This window comes from Ruminococcus flavefaciens AE3010, assembly GCF_000526795.1.
GTDB lineage: Bacteria > Bacillota > Clostridia > Oscillospirales > Ruminococcaceae > Ruminococcus > Ruminococcus flavefaciens_D.
The window spans coordinates 1,233,422-1,259,544 of the sequence record NZ_JAGT01000001.1 but is presented as its reverse complement, the minus strand read 5'-3'; the positions used below and the strand labels follow the sequence as shown (position 1 = coordinate 1,259,544).

General features: G+C 48.9%; 32 protein-coding genes. 27 read left to right on the top strand and 5 right to left on the bottom strand.

All coding sequences use genetic code 11. The features are described 5' to 3' along the window. Nucleotides 1-3 precede the first annotated feature (3 nt). The 4 genes from N774_RS0105400 to N774_RS0105385 are packed head-to-tail and all read right to left on the bottom strand — an operon-like array spanning nucleotide 4 to nucleotide 6,360. Complete coding sequence (locus N774_RS0105400) at nucleotides 4-1,974, bottom strand: DNA methyltransferase (protein WP_024860259.1); 1,971 nt, start codon at nucleotides 1,972-1,974, stop codon at nucleotides 4-6. Nucleotide 1,975: 1 nt separating this feature from the next. Continuing rightward, nucleotides 1,976-4,606, bottom strand: coding sequence for a DEAD/DEAH box helicase (locus tag N774_RS0105395; protein WP_024860258.1), 2,631 nt, complete (start codon nucleotides 4,604-4,606; stop codon nucleotides 1,976-1,978). Next, nucleotides 4,603-6,120: a HamA C-terminal domain-containing protein gene (locus tag N774_RS0105390; RefSeq protein WP_024860257.1), complete on the bottom strand. Its 1,518-nt coding sequence runs from the start codon at nucleotides 6,118-6,120 to the stop codon at nucleotides 4,603-4,605. The genes N774_RS0105395 and N774_RS0105390 overlap by 4 nt, the downstream gene beginning before the upstream one ends. A 36-nt stretch (nucleotides 6,121-6,156) precedes the next feature. After that, the gene (locus N774_RS0105385) at nucleotides 6,157-6,360 is read right to left on the bottom strand and encodes a helix-turn-helix domain-containing protein (protein WP_024860256.1); all 204 of its coding nucleotides are present in this window, start codon (nucleotides 6,358-6,360) and stop codon (nucleotides 6,157-6,159) included. Between the two features lie 332 nt (nucleotides 6,361-6,692). Here N774_RS0105385 and N774_RS0105380 point away from each other — a divergent pair, with 332 nt between their 5' ends. From N774_RS0105380 to N774_RS0105290, 18 genes are all read left to right on the top strand, one after another. Continuing rightward, a complete protein-coding gene (locus N774_RS0105380; RefSeq protein ID WP_024860255.1) occupies nucleotides 6,693-6,881 on the top strand; it encodes a hypothetical protein in 189 nt (62 codons plus the stop codon). A 50-nt stretch (nucleotides 6,882-6,931) separates the two neighbouring features. After that, a complete protein-coding gene (locus N774_RS0105375) occupies nucleotides 6,932-7,144 on the top strand; it encodes a hypothetical protein (protein WP_024860254.1) in 213 nt (70 codons plus the stop codon). A 341-nt stretch (nucleotides 7,145-7,485) separates the two neighbouring features. Continuing rightward, a complete protein-coding gene (locus tag N774_RS16925; RefSeq protein WP_024860253.1) occupies nucleotides 7,486-7,980 on the top strand; it encodes a hypothetical protein in 495 nt (164 codons plus the stop codon). Between the two features lie 158 nt (nucleotides 7,981-8,138). Continuing rightward, complete coding sequence (locus N774_RS18060; RefSeq protein ID WP_024860252.1) at nucleotides 8,139-8,483, top strand: hypothetical protein; 345 nt, start codon at nucleotides 8,139-8,141, stop codon at nucleotides 8,481-8,483. Next, the gene (locus N774_RS0105360) at nucleotides 8,483-9,601 is read left to right on the top strand and encodes a DUF2800 domain-containing protein (protein WP_024860251.1); all 1,119 of its coding nucleotides are present in this window, start codon (nucleotides 8,483-8,485) and stop codon (nucleotides 9,599-9,601) included. Before N774_RS18060 ends, N774_RS0105360 begins: the two co-directional genes overlap by 1 nt. A 1-nt stretch (nucleotide 9,602) precedes the next feature. Then, the gene (locus tag N774_RS0105355) at nucleotides 9,603-10,172 is read left to right on the top strand and encodes a DUF2815 family protein (protein ID WP_024860250.1); all 570 of its coding nucleotides are present in this window, start codon (nucleotides 9,603-9,605) and stop codon (nucleotides 10,170-10,172) included. A gap of 186 nt (nucleotides 10,173-10,358) precedes the next feature. Continuing rightward, a complete protein-coding gene (locus N774_RS0105345; protein WP_024860249.1) occupies nucleotides 10,359-12,335 on the top strand; it encodes a DNA polymerase in 1,977 nt (658 codons plus the stop codon). Between the two features lie 97 nt (nucleotides 12,336-12,432). After that, nucleotides 12,433-12,651, top strand: coding sequence for a hypothetical protein (locus N774_RS0105340; protein WP_024860248.1), 219 nt, complete (start codon nucleotides 12,433-12,435; stop codon nucleotides 12,649-12,651). Nucleotide 12,652: 1 nt separating this feature from the next. Beyond that, nucleotides 12,653-12,805, top strand: a complete 153-nt coding sequence (locus tag N774_RS19125) for a hypothetical protein (protein ID WP_155250356.1) — start codon at nucleotides 12,653-12,655, stop codon at nucleotides 12,803-12,805. Further along, nucleotides 12,798-13,226, top strand: a complete 429-nt coding sequence (locus N774_RS0105330; protein WP_024860247.1) for a DUF4406 domain-containing protein — start codon at nucleotides 12,798-12,800, stop codon at nucleotides 13,224-13,226. Before N774_RS19125 ends, N774_RS0105330 begins: the two co-directional genes overlap by 8 nt. Continuing rightward, complete coding sequence (locus N774_RS0105325) at nucleotides 13,223-15,445, top strand: phage/plasmid primase, P4 family (protein ID WP_024860246.1); 2,223 nt, start codon at nucleotides 13,223-13,225, stop codon at nucleotides 15,443-15,445. Before N774_RS0105330 ends, N774_RS0105325 begins: the two co-directional genes overlap by 4 nt. A 164-nt stretch (nucleotides 15,446-15,609) precedes the next feature. After that, nucleotides 15,610-15,891 carry a VRR-NUC domain-containing protein gene (locus N774_RS0105320; RefSeq protein ID WP_024860245.1) on the top strand — a complete coding sequence of 94 codons (282 nt, stop codon included), beginning with the start codon at nucleotides 15,610-15,612 and terminating at the stop codon, nucleotides 15,889-15,891. Next, entirely contained in the window at nucleotides 15,872-17,206 is a 1,335-nt protein-coding gene (locus N774_RS0105315) for an SNF2-related protein (RefSeq protein ID WP_024860244.1), read from the top strand. Before N774_RS0105320 ends, N774_RS0105315 begins: the two co-directional genes overlap by 20 nt. Next, nucleotides 17,203-17,397, top strand: a complete 195-nt coding sequence (locus tag N774_RS0105310; RefSeq protein WP_024860243.1) for a hypothetical protein — start codon at nucleotides 17,203-17,205, stop codon at nucleotides 17,395-17,397. Before N774_RS0105315 ends, N774_RS0105310 begins: the two co-directional genes overlap by 4 nt. Further along, nucleotides 17,394-17,810, top strand: a complete 417-nt coding sequence (locus N774_RS0105305; protein WP_024860242.1) for a hypothetical protein — start codon at nucleotides 17,394-17,396, stop codon at nucleotides 17,808-17,810. The genes N774_RS0105310 and N774_RS0105305 overlap by 4 nt, the downstream gene beginning before the upstream one ends. A gap of 102 nt (nucleotides 17,811-17,912) precedes the next feature. Continuing rightward, entirely contained in the window at nucleotides 17,913-18,263 is a 351-nt protein-coding gene (locus N774_RS0105300; protein ID WP_024860241.1) for an HNH endonuclease, read from the top strand. A gap of 218 nt (nucleotides 18,264-18,481) precedes the next feature. Further along, entirely contained in the window at nucleotides 18,482-19,042 is a 561-nt protein-coding gene (locus tag N774_RS0105295) for a terminase (RefSeq protein WP_024860240.1), read from the top strand. 7 nt (nucleotides 19,043-19,049) lie between these two features. Then, nucleotides 19,050-20,309 (top strand): site-specific DNA-methyltransferase, encoded by a 1,260-nt coding sequence (locus N774_RS0105290; protein ID WP_024860239.1) that lies wholly within the window; start codon nucleotides 19,050-19,052, stop codon nucleotides 20,307-20,309. Nucleotides 20,310-20,592: 283 nt separating this feature from the next. Here the strand turns inward: N774_RS0105290 and N774_RS0105280 are convergent, their stop codons facing one another. Next, nucleotides 20,593-21,009, bottom strand: coding sequence for an iron chaperone (locus N774_RS0105280; protein WP_024860237.1), 417 nt, complete (start codon nucleotides 21,007-21,009; stop codon nucleotides 20,593-20,595). Nucleotides 21,010-21,227: 218 nt separating this feature from the next. Between N774_RS0105280 and N774_RS0105275 the strand changes: the two genes are divergently transcribed. The 9 genes from N774_RS0105275 to N774_RS0105235 all read left to right on the top strand — a co-directional run bounded on the left by N774_RS0105275 (nucleotide 21,228) and on the right by N774_RS0105235 (nucleotide 26,122). Further along, complete coding sequence (locus tag N774_RS0105275; RefSeq protein ID WP_024860236.1) at nucleotides 21,228-21,893, top strand: hypothetical protein; 666 nt, start codon at nucleotides 21,228-21,230, stop codon at nucleotides 21,891-21,893. Further along, nucleotides 21,877-22,107: a DUF4314 domain-containing protein gene (locus N774_RS0105270; protein WP_024860235.1), complete on the top strand. Its 231-nt coding sequence runs from the start codon at nucleotides 21,877-21,879 to the stop codon at nucleotides 22,105-22,107. The genes N774_RS0105275 and N774_RS0105270 overlap by 17 nt, the downstream gene beginning before the upstream one ends. Before the next feature lie 224 nt (nucleotides 22,108-22,331). Continuing rightward, the gene (locus N774_RS0105265; RefSeq protein WP_024860234.1) at nucleotides 22,332-23,276 is read left to right on the top strand and encodes an amidoligase family protein; all 945 of its coding nucleotides are present in this window, start codon (nucleotides 22,332-22,334) and stop codon (nucleotides 23,274-23,276) included. Between the two features lie 306 nt (nucleotides 23,277-23,582). After that, on the top strand, nucleotides 23,583-23,777 hold the full coding sequence (locus N774_RS0105260) for a DUF6900 domain-containing protein (RefSeq protein ID WP_024860233.1): 195 nt from the start codon (nucleotides 23,583-23,585) through the stop codon (nucleotides 23,775-23,777). A 78-nt stretch (nucleotides 23,778-23,855) separates the two neighbouring features. Then, on the top strand, nucleotides 23,856-24,320 hold the full coding sequence (locus N774_RS0105255) for a gamma-glutamylcyclotransferase family protein (RefSeq protein ID WP_024860232.1): 465 nt from the start codon (nucleotides 23,856-23,858) through the stop codon (nucleotides 24,318-24,320). Next, nucleotides 24,317-24,520: a hypothetical protein gene (locus N774_RS0105250; RefSeq protein ID WP_024860231.1), complete on the top strand. Its 204-nt coding sequence runs from the start codon at nucleotides 24,317-24,319 to the stop codon at nucleotides 24,518-24,520. The genes N774_RS0105255 and N774_RS0105250 overlap by 4 nt, the downstream gene beginning before the upstream one ends. A 243-nt stretch (nucleotides 24,521-24,763) precedes the next feature. Further along, on the top strand, nucleotides 24,764-25,117 hold the full coding sequence (locus N774_RS0105245) for a DUF3846 domain-containing protein (protein WP_024860230.1): 354 nt from the start codon (nucleotides 24,764-24,766) through the stop codon (nucleotides 25,115-25,117). 158 nt (nucleotides 25,118-25,275) lie between these two features. Beyond that, on the top strand, nucleotides 25,276-25,620 hold the full coding sequence (locus N774_RS0105240) for a hypothetical protein (protein WP_024860229.1): 345 nt from the start codon (nucleotides 25,276-25,278) through the stop codon (nucleotides 25,618-25,620). Nucleotides 25,621-25,882: 262 nt separating this feature from the next. Further along, the gene (locus N774_RS0105235; protein ID WP_024860228.1) at nucleotides 25,883-26,122 is read left to right on the top strand and encodes a DUF7678 domain-containing protein; all 240 of its coding nucleotides are present in this window, start codon (nucleotides 25,883-25,885) and stop codon (nucleotides 26,120-26,122) included. Nucleotide 26,123 lies beyond the last annotated feature (1 nt).

Genomic DNA, 26,123 nt, shown 5'->3' with positions numbered 1-26,123 from the left:
TAATTATCCCTCCCTATAAAAGCTCCTTGTAAATGCTTTGTCTTCTTCAGTTATTCCAAATTCTTCGTCGTCCATATCGCAATAGTTCACATACAATAGATTTTTATCAAGTATTTCCATCAGGAAACGTTTTTTATCAGTTAATGAGAGAGAATCGTATTCGCCAACTGTTTCTGCTATCTTGGCTGGATTGACCTTATAACTTATAAAACCAGAATTTATCATTTTCTCGTAGATTGATGACAAAGTTTCGTCATCGGTTGCGGCTTCTATCTCATTAATGACTGCTTGATTGAGTTTAGCAAGTTCGCAATAAACAAATGAACCTCCGCCGTGCCAATTAACGGCTTTGGAAATACCACCTTGCTCGCCAAGTAATACTTTTTTTTGACGTTCTATGTCAAGGGACTCAACGTATTCGAGTTGTTCGACGCCTATAAATCTTCTATTCATTTTCTGAGCTACTGCGGCAGTTGTTCCTGATCCAAGGAAAAAGTCTAAGACTATATCACCTTCATTTGTCGCAACATCCAGAATTGCTTTAATCAGATTTTCAGGCTTTGAATAGTTAAAAGCATCTATTCCAAACAGCTCATCAATGTGTGAATTACCTTCTGAATTTTTAGCTCCGTTGAGAACGACATTTAAAAAATCTTGCATTAGAAAATCCGATATAACCGCACTCAACTTTCCGGTTTGTTCATCTTCGTCTTTAAATTTACGAGAATATGGCTTTGATATATTTAGGAACTCATAATCATCCGGAAATACTATATAACCCTTATCATAATACTCCTGAAAGGTGTCTTTTGAAACGCACCATGTTCTCTTTTCACTTGCCGGATATTGCTTTCCAGTTTTAGGATCAATCATTGTAAAAAAAGAATTAGGTCTTTCTTTGGCAGAGGTTTGCTTTGTTAAGTCGGCAAGTCTCCAAGGTCTACCCGGAAAGTCCTCGGTTTCATAGTATTGACGTTCAATCGATCTTCCCATTACTTTATTATCGTCGCCCACATTAGTGTAAACCAACACCCAATCAAAGTCTTGTGACAAATTAAACGGGACGTCAGATTTTCCATTTCTCGTTCGACGAGGAATCGTAGCTACGAAATGTTCCTTACCAAAAATATCGTCTGCCATTACTTTTAGATAATGCATTCCGTCTTCACTTATATTAATCCAAATTGTTCCGCCTTTACAGAGTAGCTTTTTTGCTACTGTAAGTCGATCTTTCATAAATACAAGCCATGTCGATAAATGAAAATTGGAATTGTACTTAAAAGTGTCTGTTGCAGTTGTTTTATCGAAATAGTAAGGCGGATCAATATAAATACATTTTATTTGACCTTCAAATCGTTTCAATAGTGAAGAGATAGCAAGGAGATTGTTACCTTTAACAATGAGATTGTCTGTGTCCTCAAATGTCGTTGCTATTTGGGAAGACACAGTTATTGAGTCTATGATAGGTTGTCCCGTAAGATCTGTGTTATAAGCTGTAGTATATCTTGTTGCGCCAACAAAAACCTTAGGGTAAAGTAAGCGATCAATTTCATCAGGTGCAAGCGTTTCGTTATAGAATATTTCCGAACGCTTTTGTTCTTCTGTTGTCTGCCCACCTTCTAATACACAATCTTTATATGGGAATACAAGTTCCACTTTTTCTGAAGAAGCAATTATGTCACCATTTTCATCTGCCAGTCCAATGTGGTTTTTGAAGCGCGTATAGCTGTCAGGTAAAAATTGACGATTATTGATTACCCAAGAAAACCCCGTTTTATCAAAAACCTTTATATCATCTACATCCGTAAAAAAACGAGAACTTGTTTCTTCATTTGAAAGAAGGAGCTTAATTAGCCCCGCATCCATTTTCATTGCTGCCTCATAGACTGCATTGCGAAGAAATGTTCCATCTTCAGCTACAAACCGCGCATCTGTTTTCAGTAACGATAGTAAGGTTTCATAAAAATTCGCCATTTTAATCTTCTCCTTCTTCAATGAACAATTCCGGTACATTGTACTGGATTTCTTCGGTATCGCGTTTAACAAGTTCGTTAGGACAATCCAACAATGCTTTTTTTAGCAGCTTCGGATTGTCTGGAGTACCTCTTACATATTTATCAGCATTTCGGCGTATATATTCAGTTGATTCCCGTTTAAATCCGCTGCGTTGAAGGATAATCCGAAGAGGGTTTGTAGTCCCATACTCTACAAATTCAAACCAATCGTGCTTCAATGGTTCATCTGGGTGTTGCCGATTATATTCCTCCGAGAATTTTAGGAAGTAATTTGATAGTCTGAAAAGAATGACATCTTCAATTGCCTCTAATGTATCAGCAATGATGATGTTTTTATGCTTTTGTGAACCATCAAATATTTCCCATTCTTTAAAATCAACTCTAACTTTTCTTTTTTTATCATCATAGTCTTTGATGCTTTGATTGATTATATTGCTTAAGCCGTGTCCTTGTATCCATTGAAGGAGCAAGACGGCATACCATGTTAGCTTAGTATAGTTTTGTCCTTCGCCCGCTCCGAGAGTACGACTCTCATAAATACGCCACTTAAAAGCAACTGCCAGCTTGTTGAGAAATTCCAATGTTTCAGAGTAATCCGCTCCTCGTTTAGTGTCTAATATTTTAGGATAAGAAACACCTTCGCTGATTAGTTTTGCTACACCTTGCATCTGATCGAATGATACATTTATATCGTCACTGGGTTTTCGTTCATCTGCTGAAAACTGTTCACGAATTTGTCTTTCAATTTCATTTGTTAGGTAAGGAGCGAATTCGCGTCGAATTCTACTATTTCTGTTGTGCACTATATCGCCAACAAGAATTAGCATAGTCTTTCTCATCAGTTCGTAATTATCCTCACTCTGCTGTTTATTGGATTTGTGTATTTCTATATTACCTGAAATGAGGGTATCTATTATTAGCCTTTTTTGGTTGGAGTTTAGTTCTATCTCAATTGATAATTTTTGTGGCGGAACTTCATCTTTTAGAAGGCATTCGTATTTTTGCAAATCTTCCTCTCGCTCCTGTTTCTGTAAACGAACAATAAAGACATTTCCATATAAATTATATTTTGCTCGTCCAACGCGCCCAACAAGGTTTTTGAAATCAACCTCTGAAAATGTACTCAATCCTTTTTTATAGCTTGTAATAAACAAATTCTCTGCCGGTAGATTAACTCCTTCAAGAAGTGTACTTGTGCAGAACATTGTTTTTATAAGCCCATCGCGATAATAATCTTCAAGCTGCATACGGATATTAGCTGGGAGATAACCTATATGATAGGCAACCCCTCTTTCTACCAACTCAGCAAGATAATACTCTCTGTGAACATCGGTTCGAATTGCCTCTGCAAATGCTTGTAATTTTTTATCGCCCATTATTGCTTGTGTTTTTGCATAATCTCTGGCAAATTGAATAGCATCATTTTTCGACTTGCAGTACACTATGTTATGACGTTTGTCACCGATACGAGCAATGATTTCGCTTAGGGAATATTGCCGTTTCATTTGATGAAGCAAAATAAACTTTTTTGTATATGAATCAAAGATACGGATATTTCTCTCCCACAAATCAACAATATACTTCAATTGACTGACCGGGGCATATCTACACGCAACAATGGAATTGTCGTCAAGGCGTTTTTCATTTGTCAGTGTATCAAGATACACATTGGGATTAGGTATATTTGGAGAAGCAAACACAATATGTGTGTCGCTATGACGCTCTTCTAATTGATTGATTACTTTATAATAGAACGCGCTTCTTTTATCACCAGAAGATATTTTGTGTGCTTCATCCACAAATAGATAGTCGATTTTTATTTTTGGATCATCAATCAATATGTAAAGCATTCGTTCAGGCGTCAGAACAAAAATATAGTTGTGTTTTGTTTCAAGTGCCATTGAGCCTGATGAAGTGACAATACGATAATCCGTTTCCTTTAAAAGTGTAGTAAGACTTTCAATCAATTCACTCGTTACTTCGTTTATTAATGCTTTTGTTGGAATTAGCAGGGCAAAGTTCTTCTTAGCTCCGTTCATAATTTGTTGTTTAATAAAAACACGCATCATGAATGATTTGCCCATTGATGTAGGAGCTGAGTAACTGAAGCATGACTTTGAAAGCCTATCATATATTTCCTTCTGTGCCGGAAAGAAATGAGAATCATCTTCCGAAGGAACCGATAAGTAGTTCATATTAAAATGCATAAGGATCTCATCAAGAAAAGATGCACTTGCATATTCGGGAGTTAGACGGCGCATTCCTAAAAAATGTCCAGTATTCGCAAGCACAGAACCGAGATAATATTTTATCTGTTCATCATGCGGATACATATCATACAGAAGAGCTACAATTTCCTGCGCTCGCGTTTTATGTATATCTGAGAGATTTGTGCCACAAGATTTTGATAGAACATCAGCAAAAGTTAGGGCATGTCCAATATTGATCGGCATTTCTTCTATTTCATCTAATTGAAATAGACGCTTTGAATAATTCACGAGAATGCTATGGTATATTTTTTGCAGATACAAATTCTCATCTATTCTGGAAAACAAATGCTCTCCGAAGGTGACATCTCTGAAATTACTCATGACATACCTCCTCCGGACTGTAGTAACTTATCCATGATATTCTTCTTATCCTCATCTGCATCAGTAAATGGAAGCATATAGATATACAGTGAATAACCATCGAGACCATATTGCATAATTTTCGATTCAATATAAGGAACTTGTTTCAATATGTCCTGTTTAAGTTGCTCGCGCACATCAGTCTGATAGTCGTCAATTGTTTTTCCATTTGAAGAAACCCCATTTAATGTGTAACCAAGAAATAAACCGAATGCGGTTGCAGGTTTATTTGCATTAGCTTCAGTTGGTAGAATTATTGCTTCAAGTTGATTATACACTTCTGCAGGAAAAGATGCTGCAAAAATACTTGATTCAACAAATCTTCGCTCATCCTTTTTTCGGTTTTTAAGTTTTTGCGCATACGAAAAGGCGGAATCAATAGCAGACTGAAGGTCACCATCAATAAAAGAAGTCCCCAGTATTATTTGATTAAATGGGACAGTAGCATCAGCAGTCAAAAGGTGTATACCAACACTTTCACTTGTAAAAAGACCGCCATGGTTACTGAATTCCACCTTGCTCATTAATTTCGGGGCATTGAGGACTTGCTCTAAAAAGATATAAAGAAGAAGTTCACCAAGTTCATTTCCAGATGATAAGTGACCTTTTGCCATTAGTTCTTTGATGTGTGCTATAGCATCGTAGGCAAGTGCGGAAATCTCATCTTCTTCCATATACTGCTTTATTAGCCGCCTTGAATAAACATAGTACCCGATATTGTTACGTAGATGTTTCCAAAGGCAGTGATAATCGAAGTCATAATCATCAAATTTCAAACAGAATATCTGAAGGTCATGGGTTGCTGATATGCTTAGACATTCACTTGATATAGGTGTAAAAACCTTATTAAATGTTCCTTTGCTGGTAAGGGGGATTGAAGCCTTTGTTTTAGGTTTCGTAACTTCATATAACGTGATAGTATCAGTCATTGGGCTGTAAGCAGAAGAATAATCTTTTTTGATCGATTTTGTAAAATCAGCCTCAATAGTATTATCTGTTTTGGCAATAGCGTAAATGAAAATATCTGTCAAGAATTCAGACAATACAAACTCGTTTTTGCTTTTTAATTCATGTTTTGTAAGGCTGCTGATTGCCCCGAGTTGAGTATTATCAGCAATGGCATGGTCTTTAAGAATAATGCTTTTTAGTGCAAGGACAGCATTCTTTTTTCGTGCTTCTTCCATAGCAGGTATAATAATAGTAATAAAATATCGCTCGATAGCACGGGCATCCTTTGTTAGAGCCATTTGCATGACTTCTGTGGGAAGGTTTTGACTTGAAGAGTGAATCTTGTTGAAATTAGGATATGAATAGGAAACCTCATATCCATCAGCTGATGTGTATGAGAAAGCCTTTGCTCCGTCTTTGCATAACGATATCATAAGCTTCTCGCAGAAGGAATCAAATTTTCGCTCTGCAGGAATAGTACATGATGTCATGATTCTTACGTAAGAGCCTACGCAAAGATGCTCCATTTGATTACCTCCTATCGCTATTACTGGATATTCAGATTATTTCTTAATAACATCTACGATATCGCCTATGTTACAATTCAATGCTAAACATATCTTACCAAGGACTTCCATGCTTACAGCTTTATTCTTACCCATCTTTGCAATTGTAGATGAAGTTATGTTTGTTATTTCCATTAGGTCTTTTTTCATCATATTCTTATCAATCAATAGTTTCCATAATTTATTATAGCTAAATTCCATCCGCGATCCTCCTAACAAGTATTGTAACTCCTCATTTTTACATTATAGCATATTTCTTTAGAGATTTCAAGACAAAATTGAAAAATGTCGTTTTAATCTTTGCAAAGTCAAAGTTATGAAAACAAACCGATGAAGCAAAAAGGCTCCTGCAAAAACTGCAGGGGTCTTTTTCATTCTGAAAATCTTCCGACAATATTCTTTTTTGATTCGTTTTTCTAAAACGCCTTTTTAAGTACAATGAGAAATAAGGATAGTGTTGGCAGATAGGATTAGCTCGCATTAAAATCTTTTCTGCGGCTTTAATTTGAGAAATTGTCAAAGGAGCAATAAAAATGGAAAATAAAGGAAAATCATTCAAAGAAAGAATGGCGGCTGACCTGCTCACTGCCGTAAGCACCTATCACTCCCCGGAAATCGCCACTTCCGTGATTGACCACTACGGTGATCTCCGCAGTATAAGCCGCTGGAGTCAGGAAGAAATGATCGACGATCTCATCAGCAAGATGAACGATTTGGACTGACCATTTGCTAAAAGCGCAGAAAGTGTCCTATTGTATGTGGAGGCAGTTTTTTGCCACCAGCATTTTCGATAAAAAGTGTTCAGAAACATCTGTTCGCATCAGTCGAAACAGCGATTTTATTTTGTAATATCAAAAAAGTTGCACACAAACGTGCAACTTTCGGGCTTATCGGAGCTATTTATGGAGGGCTTTATAAAAAATATCGTCCGGAGGTTAATAATCTGACACCTTTCTTGGACTGTATTTCAGGAAGGCAGATGTAAATTTTCCGTGAACGATTTCCAATAATCAACGGTTTCCCGTTGTATGAACCCGCTTTTCTGCCCCTTTATAGAAGCACATCGTCCAATGCCGCTGGTTATCTCCAGTGGTAATAAAAGACACCCGTCCCGGACAAGACGTTAAACTGTCTGCTGCTGCATACTGCGCCGAGTGATCAACGGTGGCTCAACGGTCTGCGGTGGCACAAATGAATACACCGGCTGTCAATTGAGCTGACGGCTGCAATCCTGAATGGAGTAATCCATCTGGAATGCGGTCTGATTTGTCATGCCCATTTGCCGGTAGAGATTCCTCCATTCGCAAGTCAAATGGAGGATTTTTTATGTCAAAACAGTTTTACCTGCCAATGCGTGATGCCAATGATCCGCACAAAGTTACCCTGATTCCCGTTTCCGAGGAAGTCTATACCAATATCACACCGGAAACAAACCGTATCCGCAGCCGTCGCCAGTATCATGGGCAGTGCTGCTGCACGAAGCAGTACCTTTGGAAATGTGACGGAGACTGTGACGTCTGCGAGTATCGTGCTGCCGGGGACAACCTTTCCCTCGATTATGAGACGGAAATGCACGGCGACACCTTCGCAGATACATTTGATACCGAAGAAATCGCAACTGACCAGATTCTGATGCGTCAGCTTCTCGAACGGCTGAAAGAACTGATGCCCGAAGCCATCACTGTCGGTCAGATGTGCCTTGATGAAGATATGTCCGAGCGGAAGTGTCTGGAACAGCTCAATCTGAAGCGAAGCACCTATCGTTCACAGCTTGAAAAGACACGGAAACAGCTTGAATCCGAGTTCGGAAAATTTTTCTGAAAAAGTTTCGTCCAAAACGCCCTTGATCCTGTAGTGGGTTGTGAAGGGAGGTGAACGACACATGAACAGGAAAACCCAAGAACTGATCGACACCCTGATGGCAATCTCTGTGGTGTCAAAGAGACTTGCAAAAAATCTGGCAAAGGAGGACAAGCATAATGGATCCGATGATGGAACTGGTAAACGCCCTGAATGCACTTACTGCTGCATTACAGAAATTCTCGTCGCAGACAACTAACGCCTATCTTGACACGTTCGAGGAAATCTACGATCCCGATAAGGACGAGCCGCAGGCAGCGGAAGCACCGAAGGAACAGCCGACACCGAAGAATGAAGAAGCGACTGTCACCTTTGTGCAGCTCCGCAGCCGACTTTCGGAGATTTCCCGCAGCGGCAAGACGGCGGAGGTCAAAGAACTGATCGCCAAGTACGGTGCATCCAAGCTCTCGGATATTGCCGAAAGCGACTACGCCGCTGTGCTGGCAGAAGCGGAGGGATTGTGATGCCCGGAACACACGCGATTCTGTCACCGTCAAGCAGCGAGCGCTGGATCAACTGCCCGCCCTCCGCAAAGGAGAACGCGGGCGGCGACACCGGCAGCACTTACGCGCAGCAAGGCACAGATGCACACGCCCTCTGCGAGTACAAAGTCAAGAAGGCACTCGGCTTCAAGGTGCGCGATCCCACTGACGATCTGGAGTACTTCGACGAAGAAATGGCAGAATGCACTGACGCTTACTGCGAATTCGTCATGGAGCAGGTGCAGGAAGCTAAGCAGTCCTGTCCCGATCCGCAGGTATTGGTCGAGCAGCGCCTCGACTTCACACGCTGGGTTGCTGAGAGCTTCGGCACCGCAGACTGTATCATTGTCGCCGATGGCACGATGACCGTCATCGACTTCAAATACGGTCTCGGCGTACTTGTCGATGCCAATGGCAACAGCCAGATGCGGATGTATGCGCTCGGCGCTTTGAATCTCTTTGAGAGCCTGTATGACATCCAGACCGTCCGCATGATCATCTTCCAGCCCCGCCGGGATAATGTCAGCATTGCGGAGGTCACGAAGGAGAAACTGCTCGGCTGGGCGGAGGAAGTTCTTATCCCTGCTGCGGCACTTGCGGCAAAGGGCGAGGGTGACTATAGCGCGGGAAAGCACTGTCAGTTCTGCAAGATCAAGGCGACCTGCCGCAAGCGGGCGGAATATAATCTCCAGATGGCGCAGTACGACTTCGCTGTCCCGGACACACTTGCCGACGATGAGATCAGCATGATTCTCGATCGCGCCGACACCTTCATCGGCTGGGTGAACGATGTCAAAGCCTATGCGCTCGAACAGGCAATCAGCGGCAAGCAGTATCCCGGCTTCAAGGTCGTGGAAGGACGCAGCAACCGCAGATACACAAATCCCGATGCAGTTGCAGCGGCTGTCACCGATGCGGGCTACGATCCCTTTGAGAAAAAGCTCATGGGCGTGACTGCCATGACCAAGCTGCTCGGCACCAAGAAGTTCAACACCCTGCTCGGCTCCCTGATTGAAAAGCCGCAGGGCAAACCCACACTCGTACCAGAGTCGGACAAACGCCCGGCATGGACAATCAATGATTTTCAGGAGGAAGATTAACATGGCAAAGATTATCAATCCCACAAAGGTCGTTACTGGCAAGAACACCCGCTTCAGCTACCTCATCGTGAATGAACCGAAGGCGATCAACGGCGGCACTCCGAAGTACAGCGTGAGCCTCATCATCCCGAAGTCCGATACCATGACCGTCGAGAAGATCAAGGCTGCGATCAAGGCTGCCTACGACGAGGGGCAGGGCAAGCTCAAGGGCAACGGAAAGTCTGTGCCGCCGCTGAAGGCAATCAAGACTCCGCTGCGTGACGGAGACGAGGAACGCCCCGATGATGAGGCATACGCAGGCTGCTACTTCATCAACGCCAACAGCGCTACGAAGCCCGGTGTCGTGGATGCTTCCTGCCAGCCGATTCTCGATACCAGCGAACTGTACTCCGGTATCTACGGCAGAGCGTCAATCAACTTCTACGCGTTCAACACCAACGGAAACAAGGGCATCGCCTGCGGTCTAAACAACCTCCAGAAGCTCCGCGACGGTGAGCCTCTCGGCGGAAAGTCCCGTGCTGAGGACGATTTCGCAGACATGGACGATGACGACGACGATTTCCTTTCGTGAGGTGACGGTATGAATACAGTATTCACGATGATTATGGGTGTGTCCGGCTGCATTATGATGCTCTGCTGGACAACCATCTCGATCACTATTCTGATCGACACCTTCAAGAACCGTAAGAAATAACAACGCAATGTCGGGAGGGCGACTGGCGGGATACCGTCCGGGTGGGTTTAAGGAAGTGTTACCATGAAAATCATAGAAATTGATCTGGAGACTCGGAGTGACCGTGACATCACCAAGTGTGGTGTGTACGCTTACGCCGACTCTCCGTATTTTGCTATCACGCTGATGAGCGTCTCAGTTGATGACGGCGCAGTGCAGCTTTATGATCTGGCGAACGGCGATCGTGTACCCGAAGATATCTTGACTGCTCTCACCGATGAATCGGTCATCAAGCGGGCATTCAACGTGCAATTTGAGCGTGTATGTCTCTCCAGATATCTGCGGGAAGAATATCCGCAGATCTTCCGCAGCTACAGCATTGATGCCGATACCGTCGGTGATTATCTGAGTCCTGTCGGCTGGCAGTGTACCATGATCCATTGCAGGACGCTCGGTCTGCCATCGACACTGGCTTCTGCAGGTGCTGCGCTGAAACTGGAACAGCAGAAAATGCCGGAGGGCAAGGCGCTCATCAAGTATTTTTGTGTACCCTACGAAACGGTGAACGGTATTCCGAAGTTCCACACCCCTGCCGATGCACCGGGTAAGTGGGAAACCTTCAAGGCGTACAACAAACAGGATGTGGAGGCGGAGCTTGCCATTGACCAGCGCCTTTCACGTTTCCCGGTACCGGATTTTATCTGGGAACAGTTTTATCTCGATCAGGAGATCAACGATCGCGGCATCTGTGTTGACATGGAACTGGTCGATGCAGCGCTTACGCTTGATGCTCAGGCGAAGGCAACGCTGTCGGCGGAAATGCGCAGGCTTACTGGTATCGAGAACCCAAATTCCGTGTATCAGCTTCTGGAATGGCTCGGTGAACAGGGATATAAGTCGGACTGTCTTGACAAAGCTGCCGTGAAGGAACTGCTCAAGACAGCGAAAGATCCGGTGAAGTCGGTGCTGGAGCTGCGGCTTATGCTTTCAAAGTCCAGCGTCAAAAAGTATCAGGCGATGCAGACAGCTGCCTGTTCCGATAACCGCGCAAGAGGAATGTTCAGCTTTTACGGCGCTTCCCGCACTGGACGCTGGGCAGGGCGCATTATTCAGTTACAGAACCTGCCACAGAATCATATTCCTGACCTGACCGAAGCGAGAAATACAGTCAAGTACGGTTATTACGATGAAGTCGAGATGTTCTATGAGGATGTGCCAGATACGCTGTCGCAGCTCATCCGCACCGCTTTTGTACCCAGACCGGGATATAAGTTTATTGTTGCGGACTTCTCAGCGATCGAGGCGCGAGTTATAGCGTGGATCGCCGGAGAGCAGTGGCGCATGGATGCATTTGCGAACGGCGCAGATATTTACTGCGCGTCGGCATCAAAGATGTTCGGTGTTCCGGTCGTGAAGCATGGCATCAACGGCGAACTGCGTCAGAAGGGCAAGGTCGCAGAGCTTGCCTGCGGTTACGGCGGAAGCGTCGGCGCAATGAAAGCAATGGGCGGCGATGCCCTGAACCTTTCCGATGCCGAGCTGAAGCAGATCGTGACCGACTGGCGGGATGCCTCACCAAATATCGTCAAGCTCTGGTGGGCTGTCGATGATACGGTCAAGAAAGCGATAAAGCAGAAAACCACCACAGAAACACACGGATTGCAGTTCAGCTACCAGAGTAAGATGCTTTTTATCACGCTGCCTTCCGGTCGTAAGCTCTGCTACGCGCACCCGCAGATCGGTGAGAATCAGTTCGGTGGCGAGTCCGTCACTTATATGGGCGTGGGTGCATCGAAGAAATGGGAGCGTATCGAGAGCTACGGTCCGAAGTTCGTCGAGAATATTGTTCAGGCAGTCGCTCGTGACCTGCTCATGTTCTCTATGCAGACGCTGTCGCACTGTTTTATCGTCGGTCACATACACGACGAAATGATCATCGAGGCAGACCGCAGGATGTCACTTGATGAGGTCTGCCGACAGATGGAACGAACGCCTGCATGGGCGGAAGGTCTGCTCCTGCGGGCTGACGGATACGAGTGCGAGTTTTATAAAAAAGACTGATTGTTTCGTCCAAAACGCCCCTGATTCTGTAGTGGGTTGTAGAGCAGAGATGCTCTCCCCACTTCTGGGGGCAGCAAAGAATGAAGGGAGAATGGCTATGTTTTATGTGAAGGAAAAGACCGATGAAATCGAGGTCAAGGTGGAGCTGAACAGCGAGAACGTGTTCTGTGCCTGCCCCGACTGCGGTAAAGAGGTCGCCGTTGACCTGTCGTGTGTGTTCGCCGACGGTCTTGGTGATATGTACGGAACGGCAGTCCTCTGCAACGAGTGCGCTTGGAAGAGACTGCACGTGAAGCTGAAAAGAAAAGAGGGATAAGATGAAATACAGTATTGAATGGTTTTATGCACTGGTCAGCGGTAAGCTGGTCAAGCCGGAGAACGTCTATGTGAAATGCCCCCGCTGCGGAAAGCTGTGCAACAAGGGCTGCGACAGGAAGCCCTGCGGCAGAAACGAGGTCAAGCATGGCTGATTTCTATAACAACGAAGGCTATGCCAGCCCGACCGAGTATGAGGCTTTCACGCATATCGAGAAGGAGGAGAAGGCTGCGGCAAAAGCTGCTGCCTTCCGTCCGGTCGTGTATATCTGTTCGCCTTACTCCGGTGATACCGAGAGAAACGTAGAGAAGGCTAAGAGATACAGCCGCTTTGCTGTTGACCGGCACTATCTGCCGATCACGCCCCATATATACTTCACGCAGTTTATGGACGACAATATCCCGGAAGAACGGGATACAGCCATTTTCATGAACTGGGTGCTGATGAGTAAGTGCGTGGAGCTGTGGGTGTTCGGCGAATATATCAGCCCCGGCATGAAAGCGGAGATCGACCGTGCAAAACGCAAGCACATGAAAATCCGTTATTTTACGGAGGATTTGGAGGAAAAGATATGAAGTTTACCCTGTACACTGCCGATTGTACCGGCAACGCAAAGAATACGATTTACCCGAATCAGAAGGTCATTACCTCGGAAGCGGATCTCCGCAAGGCAGTCACGTTCGACCATGTGTGTGCGCTGTATGTGAATAATGCCCGCAGCGATGCCAATTTTCAGCTTTCAGATGTTGTGCCGATGGACTGCGACAATGACCACAGCGACAATCCCGATGAGTGGATCACGCCGGAAAAGCTGTCCGAGATGCTCAGCGATGTGGAGTATGCAATCACATACAGCCGTCATCATATGCTGGCGAAAGGCTCTGTAACAGCCCGCCCTCGTTTTCATGTATTTTTCCCGACTACGCCCTGCAAGGATGCCGCATTCCATAAGAACATCAAAGCCCGCATCTACAAGGAACTGCCATTCTTTGACGGCAATGCACTGGACGCTTCACGCTTCCTGTATGGCTCGAAGGGCGATGTGGTCTGGCACGAGGGCAGCCTGTCGATTGAGGACTGGCTCACGCTCATGAAGTCGAACCGCAGTATTCCGCAGGGACAGCGCAACAGCACCATGTCCCGTATGGCGGGCAAGCTGGTCAAGCGTTTCGGTGTGACGGATGATGCCCATGCGAAGTTCCTCGAAAAGGCAGCGGAATGCGATCCGCCCCTCGACGATGAAGAGCTGGAAGGCATCTGGGCAAGCGCCTGCAAGTTCGGCAAAATGGTCACATCACAGGAAGGATATGTGCCGCCCGACCAGTTCGGTGATAATGTGCTGATCCCGGACGATTTCTCAGATGTCGGTGAAGCCCGCACATTCGTAGAGTGCTTTGGTGATGAGATCGCATTTACGATTGCTACGAATTATCTGCGCTATAACGGCACCTACTGGGAGGAATCAGAACAGGCGGCTGTCATGGCGATGATCGAACACACGGACGTTCAGCTTGCTGAGGCAGAACGCAAAATGGAAGATGACCTATGTGCATTGGAGAAGCTGGGCGTTCCGAGAGCGTTGGCGAAGGCAGGCGGCAAGAAGTTTCGTGATAGCCTGACTCCGGAACAGGGCGCTGCATACGGGCTGTTCAGATTTTCCGAGCTGTATCATGATTTCGTATTGAAATACCGTCATATCCGCAGCCTGAACCATGCCCTTGATGCCGCAAAGCCGCTGGTGCTGAAGCACCCGGAGCAGCTTGACGGTGATCCGATGCTGCTGAACACTCCCGGCGGCACCTACGACCTTGCCAAAGGTCTCGACGGCTGGAGAGCGACTGATCCGACCGACCTGATAACGAAAGTGACGGCGGTCGTGCCGAATGAGGAAGGTCGCCAGATCTGGGAGGACGCCTTGCAGGTTTTCTTCTGCGGTGACCAGAGCCTGATTGACTATGTGCAGATGATCTGCGGTCTCTGTCTGATCGGCAAGGTATACACGGAAGCGATGATTATTGCTTATGGTGACGGACGCAACGGCAAGTCTACCTTCTGGAACGTCATCTACAAGGTGCTGGGCAGTTATTCCGGCAATATCTCCGCCGATGCGCTGACCGTCAATTGTAAGCGCAACGTAAAGCCTGAAATGGCAGAGCTGAAGGGCAAGCGACTCATCATTGCGGCGGAGCTGCAGGAAGGGATGCGCCTGAACACCAGCGTGGTAAAGCAGCTCTGTTCGACTGATCCCATTTTCGCCGAGAAGAAGTTCAAGGCTCCGTTCTCCTTTGAGCCGAGCCATACGCTGGTGCTGTACACGAACCACCTGCCGAAGGTGGCGGCTTCTGATGACGGCACTTGGCGCAGACTGATCGTTATCCCGTTCCATGCAAAGATTCAGGGGCAGGACGACAAGAAGAATTATACACAGTACCTGATCGACAATGCAGGCGGTGCGGTTTTGTCGTGGCTGATCGAGGGTGCCATGAAAGTGGTTGCCGCCGATTTTAAGGTAGACCGCCCGCAGTGTGTGTTAGATGCAATCGGAGCCTACCGTGAAGGCAATGACTGGCTCGGCTCTTTCATCAATGATTGCTGTGAGGTCGATAAGAGCTATATGGCAAAATCTGGAGATCTCTACAAAGAGTATCGTGATTATTGTACAGCAAACGGAGAGTATGTTCGTAGCACTACCGACTTTTATGGCGCATTGGAGCAGGCAGGTTTCAAACACAAAAAGACCAATAGCGGAAGGTATATCATGGGACTTTGTCTCAGGGTTGACTTCCTCGACTGACACTTTCATCATACGAAAAGCAACGTAAAATCGGGAAAGTGACAGTCGGTGAACCTCATATCCAGACCTTACGCAGGCGAGAAAAATATGTATTTTTTCTTCCTATGGAAAGGTTTGCAAACGACATTCACCGACCGTCACTTTTGCCCGGAAAGGTCGAATCTATGCGAGAAAAATCAATTGAAGAAAAAATGGTCGCTGCCGTGAAAGCAGTCGGCGGTGTCTGCTGGAAGTTCACATCTCCCGGAACAGCAGGTGTGCCTGACCGCATCGTATTGATGCCGTCCGGCAGAATCGGCTTCGTGGAGGTCAAGGCTCCCGGCGAAACGCCCCGTCCGCTGCAGCGCTTGCGTATCAGAACACTTCGGCGGCTGGGCTTCAAAGCCTTTGTGCTGGACAATCCGGAGCAGATAGGAGGAATCATTGATGCAATACAAACCTCATGATTATCAGAAGTTTGCCGTGGACTTCATCGAAACACATCCGCAGGCGGCGGTATTATTGGAATGCGGATTAGGCAAGACGAGCATAACGCTGACGGCGCTGAACGATATGATGTTCGACCGCTTCGAGGTCAGAAAGGTTCTTATCATCGCACCAATCCGTGTATGCAAGAATAGCTGGGCGGCAGAAATCAGCAAGTGGGATCATCTCAAAGGGCTGACCTACAGTTTGGTTCTCGGCAGCCGCGACCAGCGCCTTGCAGCTCTCCGGCAGAAAGCTGACCTGTATATCATCAACCGCGAGAACGTGCAGTGGCTCATCGAAAGCAGCGGAATGCCGTTCGACTTTGACATGGTGGTGATCGACGAGCTGAGTTCCTTCAAGAACCATCAGTCCAAGCGCTTCAAGGCTTTGCGGAAGGTGCGCCCCTTCGTGAAGCGCATTGTAGGGCTGACCGGTACACCATGCAGCAACGGTCTCATGGATCTGTGGGCGCAGTTCCGCCTGCTGGACAAGGGAGAACGCCTCGGAAAACGTATCGGTCAGTACCGCGATGCCTACTTTACACCGGACTGGAACGGCTTTACCTATTCTCCCAGACCGGGTGCAGAGAAACAGATATACACCAAGATTGCCGACATCAGCATTTCCATGAAAACAACCGACCACCTGAAAATGCCGGAGCTTGTGATGACGGCTGATTCCGTGGAGCTGGATGAAGCGGCAGCGACATTCTACAGGGAAATGGAACAGGAAATGTGCGTGGACTTCGTGCGTGATTCCATAACGGCAGCAAACGCAGGTGTCCTGTGTGGAAAGCTGACACAGCTTGCCAGCGGTTCGGTTTATACCGACGGCGGCAGCGTGATGCGGATACATTCCCACAAGCTGGATGCGCTGGAAGATCTGATCGAAGCGCAGAACGGCAAGCCGGTACTGATTGCGTACTGGTACAAGCACGAGCGCGACAGCATTATGGAGCGCTTCGACTGCCGGGAGATCAAGAGCGATGCCGACATCGCCGACTGGAATAAGGGCAAAATCCCAGTCGCACTGATTCAGCCTTCTTCCGCAGGTCACGGTCTGAACCTCCAGTCCGGCGGCAGCACCATCATCTGGTACACGATGCCGTGGTCGCTGGAGCTGTACCAGCAGACCAATGCCCGACTCTGGCGACAGGGGCAGCAGTCCGAAACAGTCGTCATCCATCACCTTGTTGCGGCGGGAACGATCGACGAGGACATCATGAAGGTTCTGGAAAACAAGGACAAGACACAGGCGGCGATGATGAAAGCCGTGAAAGCGAGGGTTAAATGACGGAAGGATACAAATTACTGGCGGCAGCAATTATCAAGCAGTGTCTCTTGGATTACCGGGAGGCGCTGCAATCACACGATATCATAACAACGCTTGAATGTGAACAGTTCCTGCGGTCGCAGTGGTTTGACTTCATGTCGGATATGAACGGCGAAAAGCTGATAAAAATGATGAGGGAGGAATTTGCATGAAAGAATACTGGGAGCAGGCAGAACGACTCCGCAGACGCATCCAGCGTAAGATACACGAAATCCATCTGTTGCGGCAGAGGGCGGAGGGCATGAACGGCAGTGGCATCAATGATATGCCGAGGACGGTATCACCTGACCGCAGCAAAATGGAAGGCACCGTTTTTAAGATCATGGCGCTGGAGCAGGATATACAGGAAACGCAGGCAGAATACGATGCGCTGATTGCTGGTATGGAAACCCGCATCAATGCAGTACAGGACAGCGATGCCCGTGACCTTCTTTCCAAACGCTATCTGGAGTTCAAGCCGTGGAGTGCCGTTGCTGCGGAGATGTTTATCAGCAAGCGCAAGGCTTATTATATCCACGCAAAAGCCCTTGAAAGTTTGCAGTCCGATGCAGTCCAATTCACTTGAAAACACTGGAAATGTGTGCTATAATGTATAATAGAAGAATATGTAAAAAGCCGTTGTGGGTATCCGCAGCGGCTTTTGTTATGCCCGAAGGAGGTGTCGGCGATGCCGAGGAAGGCACTGAAACCATGCAAGCACCCCGGCTGTCCGAGACTGACCGAGGGTGCGTACTGTGACGAACACAAGCCCCTGCACCCTGAGCGTCCGTCAGCCGCCAAGCGTGGCTACGGCAGCAAGTGGCAGCGTGTCAGCAAGGCGTACCTGCGGAAGCACCCGCTGTGCGTGAAGTGTCTGGCGCAGGGAAAGTATGTGACCGCAACGGTCGTTGACCACATCGTTCCGCACCGAGGTGACCATTACCTGATGTGGAGCGACACCAACTGGCAGGCGCTATGCAAGGCGTGTCACGATAAGAAAACCGGAACTGAAGACAGCAGACCGGAATACTCCTACTAATTTCCGCTTTCTCCTAAAATGATATGCTTTTTAGGAGAATGGGGAGGGCTGGGGGCTGCCCGGTGGGGGTATCGAAATCTCTACGGTGCAACGATCACAAGACCGGCGCCCCCTCTCACGCACAAAAAGTGCAGTTCAAACACCCGATTAACCCCCCTCGAATATTTTACAAGCCGAAATCCGCGTGGTTTCGGCATTTTTTATAGGCAGGTGATGATATGGCAAAGGACGGTACAAACCGTGGCGGACGACGTGTCCGTGCAGGTGACAAGCCGAAGCCTCTCGCCGAGAAAATTGCCGCAGGAGAGGATGCCGACATCATCGAATTCACCCCGACCGCGCTGGAAGGTGCTGACCTTGATGATGCCGCTGACCTTGTCGGTGAGGATATGCCCTCGCCGAGTGAATACCTCTCGGCACGGCAGAAGGACGGCAAGCCCCTCGGCGCTGATGAAATCTACAAGGAAACATGGATATGGCTGAAGAATCGCGGCTGCGAAAAGCTGGTGAACAAGCGACTGCTCGAAAGCTACTCGCTGGCGTTCGCTCGTTTCATCCAGTGCGAGGAAGCGCTCTCAACCTACGGTCTGCTCGGCAAGCACCCGACGACCGGCGGCGTGGTCGCTTCTCCGTTCGCATCCCTCAGCCAGTCCTATCAGAAACAGGCAAATCTGCTCTGGTACGAGATTTTCGATATCGTGAAGCAGAACTGCACAACCAAATTCGACGGCTCTCCGCAGGACGATATGATGGAGCAGCTACTCCGCAGCAGGAAGTGAGGTACACATGAAAACAACGACAGACTTTCAGCTTGTCAGCACAGACAAGCTCATACCTTATGTGAATAACGCCCGCACTCACTCGCCGGAGCAGATCAAGAAGCTGCGTTCCTCGCTGCGTGAGTTCGGATTCGTCAATCCGGTCATCATCGACCGGGAATACAATGTCATCGCAGGTCACGGTCGCCTGATGGCGGCGAAGGAGGAAGGCATCACGGAGGTGCCGTGTGTATATGTTGACCACCTGACCAATGCGCAGAAGAAAGCATACATCCTTGCCGACAACCGAATGGCGCTGGATGCGGGCTGGGACGAGGAGCTTCTCGCCGTGGAGATGCAGGAACTGCAAGACCTCGGCTACGACCTCTCTATGACCGGCTTCGATGAAAAGGAACTGGCTGACTTGTTCTCCGACGGAACCGGAAGCGATGCGAAGGACGATGATTTTGACCTGACCGCAGCGCTGGAGAAGGCAGCGTTTGTGGAGCGCGGTGATGTGTGGATGGTCGGCAGGCATCGCCTCATGTGCGGTGATGCGACCAGTCCCGATGATGTAAATACACTTATGGGCGATACGAAAGCAAATCTCATTCTGACCGATCCGCCCTACGGTGTATCTTTCAAAAGCTCCAGCGGTCTGACCATTCAGAACGACAGCATGAAGAACGAGGAGTTCTACAACTTCCTGCTGGCGGCATTCCAGTGTATGGCGGCACACCTCGAAAAAGGCGGTGCGGCTTATGTGTTCCATGCAGACACCGAAGGGCTGAATTTCCGTCGTGCATTCGTCGATGCGGGATTCCACCTTGCAGGCTGCTGCATCTGGGTGAAGGACAGCCTTGTCCTCGGACGCTCCGATTACCAGTGGCAGCACGAGCCGGTGCTGTACGGCTTCATGCAGAACGGCAAGCACAAGTGGTATTCCGACCGCAAGCAGACGACCATCTGGAATTTCGACAAGCCGAAGCGCAATGCGAACCATCCGACCAGCAAGCCTCTCGACCTGCTCGGCTATCCCATTGGAAACTCCACGCAGGAGAACGCCGTGGTCATCGACACCTTCGGCGGCAGCGGCTCGACGCTCATGGCGTGTGAGCAGATGAACCGCATCTGCTACATGATGGAACTGGACGAAAAATACGCCTCCGTCATCCTCCGGCGCTACGTTGAGGACACCGGTGATGCCGAAGGCGTGTATGTAATTCGTAACGGACAGCAGATTCCTTATTCCGATCTGGTTAAAGAAGTCGAGACGAAGGAAGGCTGATGGTGTATTATTCGCGTAAACCAGAATTTGTTAGTCTGCTTTATCTGCCATAATTACGATATACCTGTTCATTCACCTGCCAGATTCTTTCAAGACTTCCCTCGAAATATCTTTTTGTACAGGAAACGACTCAGCATCCCGATCACCACATTGAACACAATTAACAGAATGATAAGGAGCGCGATATCATTATCGATCTGGACAGTTGCATCAACAATTCTGATTACAAACCTTGATGTGATCAGCATTATAAAAACAGTCGTGATAATAAATATAGCCTTTTTCATTTGCGGTATTTTTCATAGCACCATCTTGCAATGTTGGCAATAAGGTCTTTAGGAAGAGGTGAAATATACGGAATCCGTATAGTACCTTTACTCACGTCATACCCTGCAAGTTGATCAGCAAAGACAACAGGGGCTTCATCGCCGGGATAGAGTCCGATATGTTTTTTTGATGCGGCAAAATGTATAATGTTCGCGCCCTTCCAGTATGTTGGCATACTCCACGATATCTTTTCCTGTGCTTCAGGAATAGCACTGCGAAGTATTTGCCGAATTTCATTCAAATAAGGCTTTACACTTTCATCCTGCGCATCAATATACTCATCTATCGTTTCGACTTTTCCACAATAGTGCCCCTGGCCTGTCCGGCTAAAACTACGGCCGCACTTTGGACACTTCCACTTATTATCTTTCATAATCGAATAACCCTCACAAATTCCGATTTCTATTACTATGATTATACAGCACATCCGCCGATATGTCAATATCTGGAGCCGTTGTAATATGCACAAATATCGGAAAATCCTCCCCGCACATATTCTCCGTTTTACAGTCTTGCTATCTGTGCGGTTCAGAGTTAATATGTGACTACAATCAAAACCGCAGCAAGCGGTGAAAAACAGGAGGTCACATCATGAATATCAGATTCAATATTGAAAAGAACCAGCGCAAGGCACTGGCGCAGAAGATCGGCGAGCTTGCTGAGATGGATGTCCGCTACTGCGGTGTTCCGAGCTGCGCCTACGAGATCGGATTCTTCACCCTGAGCAAGGATGCGGTGCTTTCCTTCGCTGACCGCATGGACACCGAGGTCATCGAGAGGGTTTTGGACGGGCTGGACAAGGCAGGCTACACTTCCGAGGACGAGCCGGAAGCCCTGACGATTTCGATGCCGAGGGATTTCTTCACGGAGCAGTCGATGAACAATCTGCTCCAGCTCATCGCCAACAAGGAAACGCTCCTGAAACACGCGCTGAACACGGAGAGCCTTGCGGTCAACAAGTGCGAGGAAACGGTTGAGTTCCCGTGGTTCACGGTCGAGAAGGACGGCGACGGCGATGCCTACACTCGCTTCATTACCGCCCTTTGTGAGTTCGCAAAGAACCTCAAGCGCGTGGTCAACAAGCCGGACACCAGTGACAACGAGAAGTACGCATTCCGCTGCTTCCTCCTGCGCCTCGGCATGATTGGCGAAGAGTACAAGCCGGTGCGCAAGGTTCTGCTCCGCAACCTGACCGGAAGCTCCGCCTTCCGTCACGGCAAGCCCGAAGGAGGTGCTGACGATGCGGTTTCCGAATGATGCTGAACTGAAAGCCCTACGGGAGCGCTATCCCGCAGGCACTCGCATCCGCCTGATTCGCATGGCGGACGACATCGCGCCAGTGCCGCCCGGTACAACCGGAACAGTTGCAATCATCGACGATGCAGGCAACATTCATATGAAGTGGGACAACGGCAGAAGCCTTGCGCTGATCGAAGGCGCAGATGAGTTCGAGGTCATCTCCGGCGGCTGATTTTACAGCCTCCGGGGGCTTCCGGAAATGTGACGACCTATTCCATCGTACCCCATATTACCACACTATTGCAAGTAAGTCAAGGGTGTATACTACACAATCATCAAGGCTGTATTTTCCTCGATATTCTGTGGTTTTAGCGGCTTGATATATCCTCGGTTTAGAGTTAATATGTGACTACCGAAAGGGAAAACACACCAAAAACCAAACAGGAGGATACCACCATGAACGCAAAGACACAGGCACAGATCAACAGAATGAAGGAGCAGACGATCGGGGTTGAGGTTGAGATGAACAACATCACCCGCAAGGCTGCCGCAAAGCTCGCCGCCGAGTTCTTCGGCACAAACCGCAGCGAGTACACCGCACACCGCAACGGCTACGAAACCTACAGCGCCTGGGACGCACAGGGACGCGAGTGGAAATTCCAGCGCGACTGCAGCATCAGCGGACCGGACAGCGAAAAGTGCGAACTGGTCACACCGATCCTGCACTACGAGGACATCGAAACCCTGCAGGAGCTGATCAGACGCCTTCGCAAGGCGGGCGCAAAGAGCGACTACACCAGAGGCTGCGGAGTTCACATTCACATCGGCGCAGCGGGACACACACCGCAGAGCCTGCGAAACCTCGCAAACCTGATGGCAAGCCACGAAACGCTGATCGCCGAAGCAATCAAGGTTGACAGCAGCCGTATGAACCGCTACTGCAGAACGGTAAACCCGAATTTCCTGCAGCAGCTCAACAAGAAGAAGCCCACCACGATGGCGCAGCTTGCAGACATCTGGTACGGCGCACAGGGATGCGACTACGGCAGAACCCACCACTACAACGACAGCCGCTACCATATGCTGAACCTCCACGCCACCTTCACAAAGGGCACGATTGAATTCCGCCTTTTCCAGTTCGACAAGCCCGCAAACGGAAAGCAGAACGGGCTTCATGCAGGCAAGCTCAAGAGCTACATTCAGCTTTGCCTTGCAATGAGCCAGATGGCAAAAGACCTGCGCAGCGCAAGCCCGAAGGAACAGCAGAAGGAAAACAAAAAGTTCGCGATGCGGACTTGGCTGATGAGAATGGGCTTCATTGGCGACGAGTTCGCCACCGCAAGAGAAACCCTGACGCAGAACCTTACCGGCGATAACGCCTTCCGATTCGGCAGACCTTGAGCCTGCCGAGCCGCCGACCGCCCACCACGGGCGGTTTGGCGGAATCCGGAAAAGCCGCACACAGCGCCCACGTTGCCCCGTGTGGGGCGGGACGGGTATCCTCCAAGTAACTGCCCCTTTCGGTGAAAGCCCGCACACGGGCGCACACGGCGCAAACAGCGGCAAGGCATATTCTACACAAAGAACGGCACATTTTCCCCAGCGATGTTTTGTACATTTAGCGGCTTGCTATTATCCCCGAAAAGAGTTAATATGTGACTACCGGAACGGAAAACGACCGGAAAACAAAACACGGAGGAACGAGCAATGAGCAACATCGAATGGGGAACGGAAACCGACAAGAAGCTGGAGCAGATCGCAATGAAAGCGGACTACGCACTGGAACAGCGCGGCGGGCTGGACACACGCTGGAACGACACCGAGGACTTCCCGGAGGTGAGCGTCTGGGGCATCCGAGAGATGCTCCGCAAGGCATACGAACTGGGCAAGGCGGAAAAGTAACCGCCGCCTTTCCCCACCTGCCGCCTACGGGCGGCTCAGGGTGGTAGAAGGAGACTTCCTTCGGAAAGGACGATTGACATGGAAAAAAAGTACTACCTTGCCTACGGCTCTAACCTGAACATCCGCCAGATGCGGTACCGCTGCCCGACCGCAAAGCCCATCGGCATCACGGTGATTCCCGACTACGAGTTGCTTTACAAGGGCAGCAAGACCGGCGCGTACCTGACCATCGAACCGAAGAAGAACGGCATCGTTCCGATCGCGGTCTGGGAGGTCACCGCAGCCGACGAGAAGCGGCTGGATGCCTACGAGGGCTACCCGACCTTCTACTACAAGAAGGAAGTCCGCCTGCCGGTGAAGCTGGCAAGCGGCAAGACCAAGAAGCTGACCGCCTTCGTGTACATCATGCATGAGGAGCGCAGCCTCGGAATTCCGTCGCTTGCCTACATCCGCACCTGCGAGGAAGGCTACCGGAACTTCGGCTTCGACACCAAGTTCCTCGATGCTGCCTACGAGACCAGCGCAAAGGAGGTACAGCGATGAAAGACCGCAACAACGAGCCGCGCATCTGCCCGAAATGCGGGCAGGCGTACACCGCCAGACCAGCCCTTTCCCGCGTGGATAACAGCCCAATCTGCCCCGACTGCGGAACGCGTGAGGCGCTTGAAAGCATCGGCGTCGGACGCGAGGAACAGGACAAGATTCTCGGCATCATCCACGAGAAGTACGAAGGCGAAGAATAAGGCGCACAGAGCTGCCACGTTGCAACGTGTGGCGCGGGACGGATATCCTCCAAACGGTATCCCTTTCGGTAACCCGCCCCACACAGCGCACGTGTGCGGCTCTTGTGCGATGTACAATACGGCGCTGAAATGCAGGCAATGTTTGTCACATTTATTTTGCCGATATTGCTTGATATATCCTCGGTTCAGAGTTAATATGTCACTACCGCAGGAGAAGCGGAATAAACACAAAGGAGCATTCACATGAACATTTTAGTTGTTGAACCGGGCAAGCGCCCCTATGCAAAGGAGATCAGCGGCGAGCTTGAAAGCCTGCAGCAGACGGTCGGCGGATACATTCAGGCGATTTACCCCTTCGATGATCCGGTCGCACTGGTGTGCGAGGAGGAAGCCCTCTACCACCCGGAGCAGAAGTGGAACCGCCCGATCAAGGGCTACGGCGTCATCAAGGGGACATTCTTCCTTTGCGGCTTGGGCGAGGATGACTTCACCGACCTGCCGCAGGAGCTGACCGAAAAGTACACGGAGTTCTTCCGGCAGGCATACGATTTCGTGCTGGTCGGCAACATTCTGATGCCAATTCCCCTCGGCGAATAACCGAAAAGCGGCGGGTGTAATATACACAACACCCGCCGCACATTTTCCCCGTATCTTCTGTAGTTTTAGCGGCTTGATATAATGTGCTTTCAGAGTTAATATGTACACAACGGAAGGGCAAAGCCCGCCGGAAACTACGAAACACGGAGGAAAAAACAATGATCAGCTACGGAATGGCAAAGGCAAGAGCAATGGCAGGCAGAGACGACTGGAACGAGCGCGAGGCGATCAAAAGCGCCACGATCCTTTGGTACGACACCGAAGAGGAAGGCTACGAACTGGAGATCGAGAACGAGGACGACCTCAACGCAGAGGACTTCAGGGCTTGGGTTGAAGAAAACGCCGACAGCCTTGCGCAGGAAGACGCAGCCGCAAACGGCACGACCTTCGAGGGCATCGAGGAGATCGAGTACGAAACCGAATGGATTGACGACGATGCCCTTTTTGACGAAGACTACGCAGCCGCCTGCGAAAGCGAATGGGAATGGATGACCGGCAGATAAGCCGGTCGCCCCACCGGGGCGGCATAGCGCCGCCCTGTGCGCGGGCAGCAGGTTCCGCGCAAACGGATGCCATGCCAGAACAAGCCCCACACAGCGCATTTACGCGGCTCCTGTGGGCGGGCGTAAAGTACACAAACAAGCGGAAAATACCGCAGCGATCATTGTTATTACTCACACTTGATATATCCGCCGTTTAGAGTTAATATGTGTACAACGGAAGGGCAAAGCCCACCGGAAACTACGAAAAACGGAGGAAAACATTATGTGGCACGAAGGTACGATTGGAGTTCCGAAGGGCGACGGAAAGTACACGGTCGTTCATTACTGGGTGAAAGCCTACGACGAGGGCAGCCAGTACGGGATCGACGGCGGCAAGATCAGCAAGGCGACGCTGAAGATCAACGGCGAGGTTGTTTACAACTACGACCGGGGACTGGATGTTCCGCCCCAGAACGAAGCCGCAGAGATGGCGCTGGCGATCATGATGCACGAATACAACTAAA

What these genes read in the sequence shown, in the direction of transcription:
- N774_RS0105400 (WP_024860259.1), bottom strand. Translation starts at nt 1,974, where the DNA reads ATGGCGAATTTTTATGAAACCTTACTATCGTTACTGAAAACAGATGCG.
- N774_RS0105395 (WP_024860258.1), bottom strand. Translation starts at nt 4,606, where the DNA reads ATGAGTAATTTCAGAGATGTCACCTTCGGAGAGCATTTGTTTTCCAGA.
- N774_RS0105390 (WP_024860257.1), bottom strand. Translation starts at nt 6,120, where the DNA reads ATGGAGCATCTTTGCGTAGGCTCTTACGTAAGAATCATGACATCATGT.
- N774_RS0105385 (WP_024860256.1), bottom strand. Translation starts at nt 6,360, where the DNA reads ATGGAATTTAGCTATAATAAATTATGGAAACTATTGATTGATAAGAAT.
- N774_RS0105380 (WP_024860255.1), top strand. Translation starts at nt 6,693, where the DNA reads ATGGAAAATAAAGGAAAATCATTCAAAGAAAGAATGGCGGCTGACCTG.
- N774_RS16925 (WP_024860253.1), top strand. Translation starts at nt 7,486, where the DNA reads ATGTCAAAACAGTTTTACCTGCCAATGCGTGATGCCAATGATCCGCAC.
- N774_RS18060 (WP_024860252.1), top strand. Translation starts at nt 8,139, where the DNA reads ATGGATCCGATGATGGAACTGGTAAACGCCCTGAATGCACTTACTGCT.
- N774_RS0105360 (WP_024860251.1), top strand. Translation starts at nt 8,483, where the DNA reads ATGCCCGGAACACACGCGATTCTGTCACCGTCAAGCAGCGAGCGCTGG.
- N774_RS0105355 (WP_024860250.1), top strand. Translation starts at nt 9,603, where the DNA reads ATGGCAAAGATTATCAATCCCACAAAGGTCGTTACTGGCAAGAACACC.
- N774_RS0105345 (WP_024860249.1), top strand. Translation starts at nt 10,359, where the DNA reads ATGAAAATCATAGAAATTGATCTGGAGACTCGGAGTGACCGTGACATC.
- N774_RS0105340 (WP_024860248.1), top strand. Translation starts at nt 12,433, where the DNA reads ATGTTTTATGTGAAGGAAAAGACCGATGAAATCGAGGTCAAGGTGGAG.
- N774_RS19125 (WP_155250356.1), top strand. Translation starts at nt 12,653, where the DNA reads ATGAAATACAGTATTGAATGGTTTTATGCACTGGTCAGCGGTAAGCTG.
- N774_RS0105330 (WP_024860247.1), top strand. Translation starts at nt 12,798, where the DNA reads ATGGCTGATTTCTATAACAACGAAGGCTATGCCAGCCCGACCGAGTAT.
- N774_RS0105325 (WP_024860246.1), top strand. Translation starts at nt 13,223, where the DNA reads ATGAAGTTTACCCTGTACACTGCCGATTGTACCGGCAACGCAAAGAAT.
- N774_RS0105320 (WP_024860245.1), top strand. Translation starts at nt 15,610, where the DNA reads ATGCGAGAAAAATCAATTGAAGAAAAAATGGTCGCTGCCGTGAAAGCA.
- N774_RS0105315 (WP_024860244.1), top strand. Translation starts at nt 15,872, where the DNA reads ATGCAATACAAACCTCATGATTATCAGAAGTTTGCCGTGGACTTCATC.
- N774_RS0105310 (WP_024860243.1), top strand. Translation starts at nt 17,203, where the DNA reads ATGACGGAAGGATACAAATTACTGGCGGCAGCAATTATCAAGCAGTGT.
- N774_RS0105305 (WP_024860242.1), top strand. Translation starts at nt 17,394, where the DNA reads ATGAAAGAATACTGGGAGCAGGCAGAACGACTCCGCAGACGCATCCAG.
- N774_RS0105300 (WP_024860241.1), top strand. Translation starts at nt 17,913, where the DNA reads ATGCCGAGGAAGGCACTGAAACCATGCAAGCACCCCGGCTGTCCGAGA.
- N774_RS0105295 (WP_024860240.1), top strand. Translation starts at nt 18,482, where the DNA reads ATGGCAAAGGACGGTACAAACCGTGGCGGACGACGTGTCCGTGCAGGT.
- N774_RS0105290 (WP_024860239.1), top strand. Translation starts at nt 19,050, where the DNA reads ATGAAAACAACGACAGACTTTCAGCTTGTCAGCACAGACAAGCTCATA.
- N774_RS0105280 (WP_024860237.1), bottom strand. Translation starts at nt 21,009, where the DNA reads ATGAAAGATAATAAGTGGAAGTGTCCAAAGTGCGGCCGTAGTTTTAGC.
- N774_RS0105275 (WP_024860236.1), top strand. Translation starts at nt 21,228, where the DNA reads ATGAATATCAGATTCAATATTGAAAAGAACCAGCGCAAGGCACTGGCG.
- N774_RS0105270 (WP_024860235.1), top strand. Translation starts at nt 21,877, where the DNA reads ATGCGGTTTCCGAATGATGCTGAACTGAAAGCCCTACGGGAGCGCTAT.
- N774_RS0105265 (WP_024860234.1), top strand. Translation starts at nt 22,332, where the DNA reads ATGAACGCAAAGACACAGGCACAGATCAACAGAATGAAGGAGCAGACG.
- N774_RS0105260 (WP_024860233.1), top strand. Translation starts at nt 23,583, where the DNA reads ATGAGCAACATCGAATGGGGAACGGAAACCGACAAGAAGCTGGAGCAG.
- N774_RS0105255 (WP_024860232.1), top strand. Translation starts at nt 23,856, where the DNA reads ATGGAAAAAAAGTACTACCTTGCCTACGGCTCTAACCTGAACATCCGC.
- N774_RS0105250 (WP_024860231.1), top strand. Translation starts at nt 24,317, where the DNA reads ATGAAAGACCGCAACAACGAGCCGCGCATCTGCCCGAAATGCGGGCAG.
- N774_RS0105245 (WP_024860230.1), top strand. Translation starts at nt 24,764, where the DNA reads ATGAACATTTTAGTTGTTGAACCGGGCAAGCGCCCCTATGCAAAGGAG.
- N774_RS0105240 (WP_024860229.1), top strand. Translation starts at nt 25,276, where the DNA reads ATGATCAGCTACGGAATGGCAAAGGCAAGAGCAATGGCAGGCAGAGAC.
- N774_RS0105235 (WP_024860228.1), top strand. Translation starts at nt 25,883, where the DNA reads ATGTGGCACGAAGGTACGATTGGAGTTCCGAAGGGCGACGGAAAGTAC.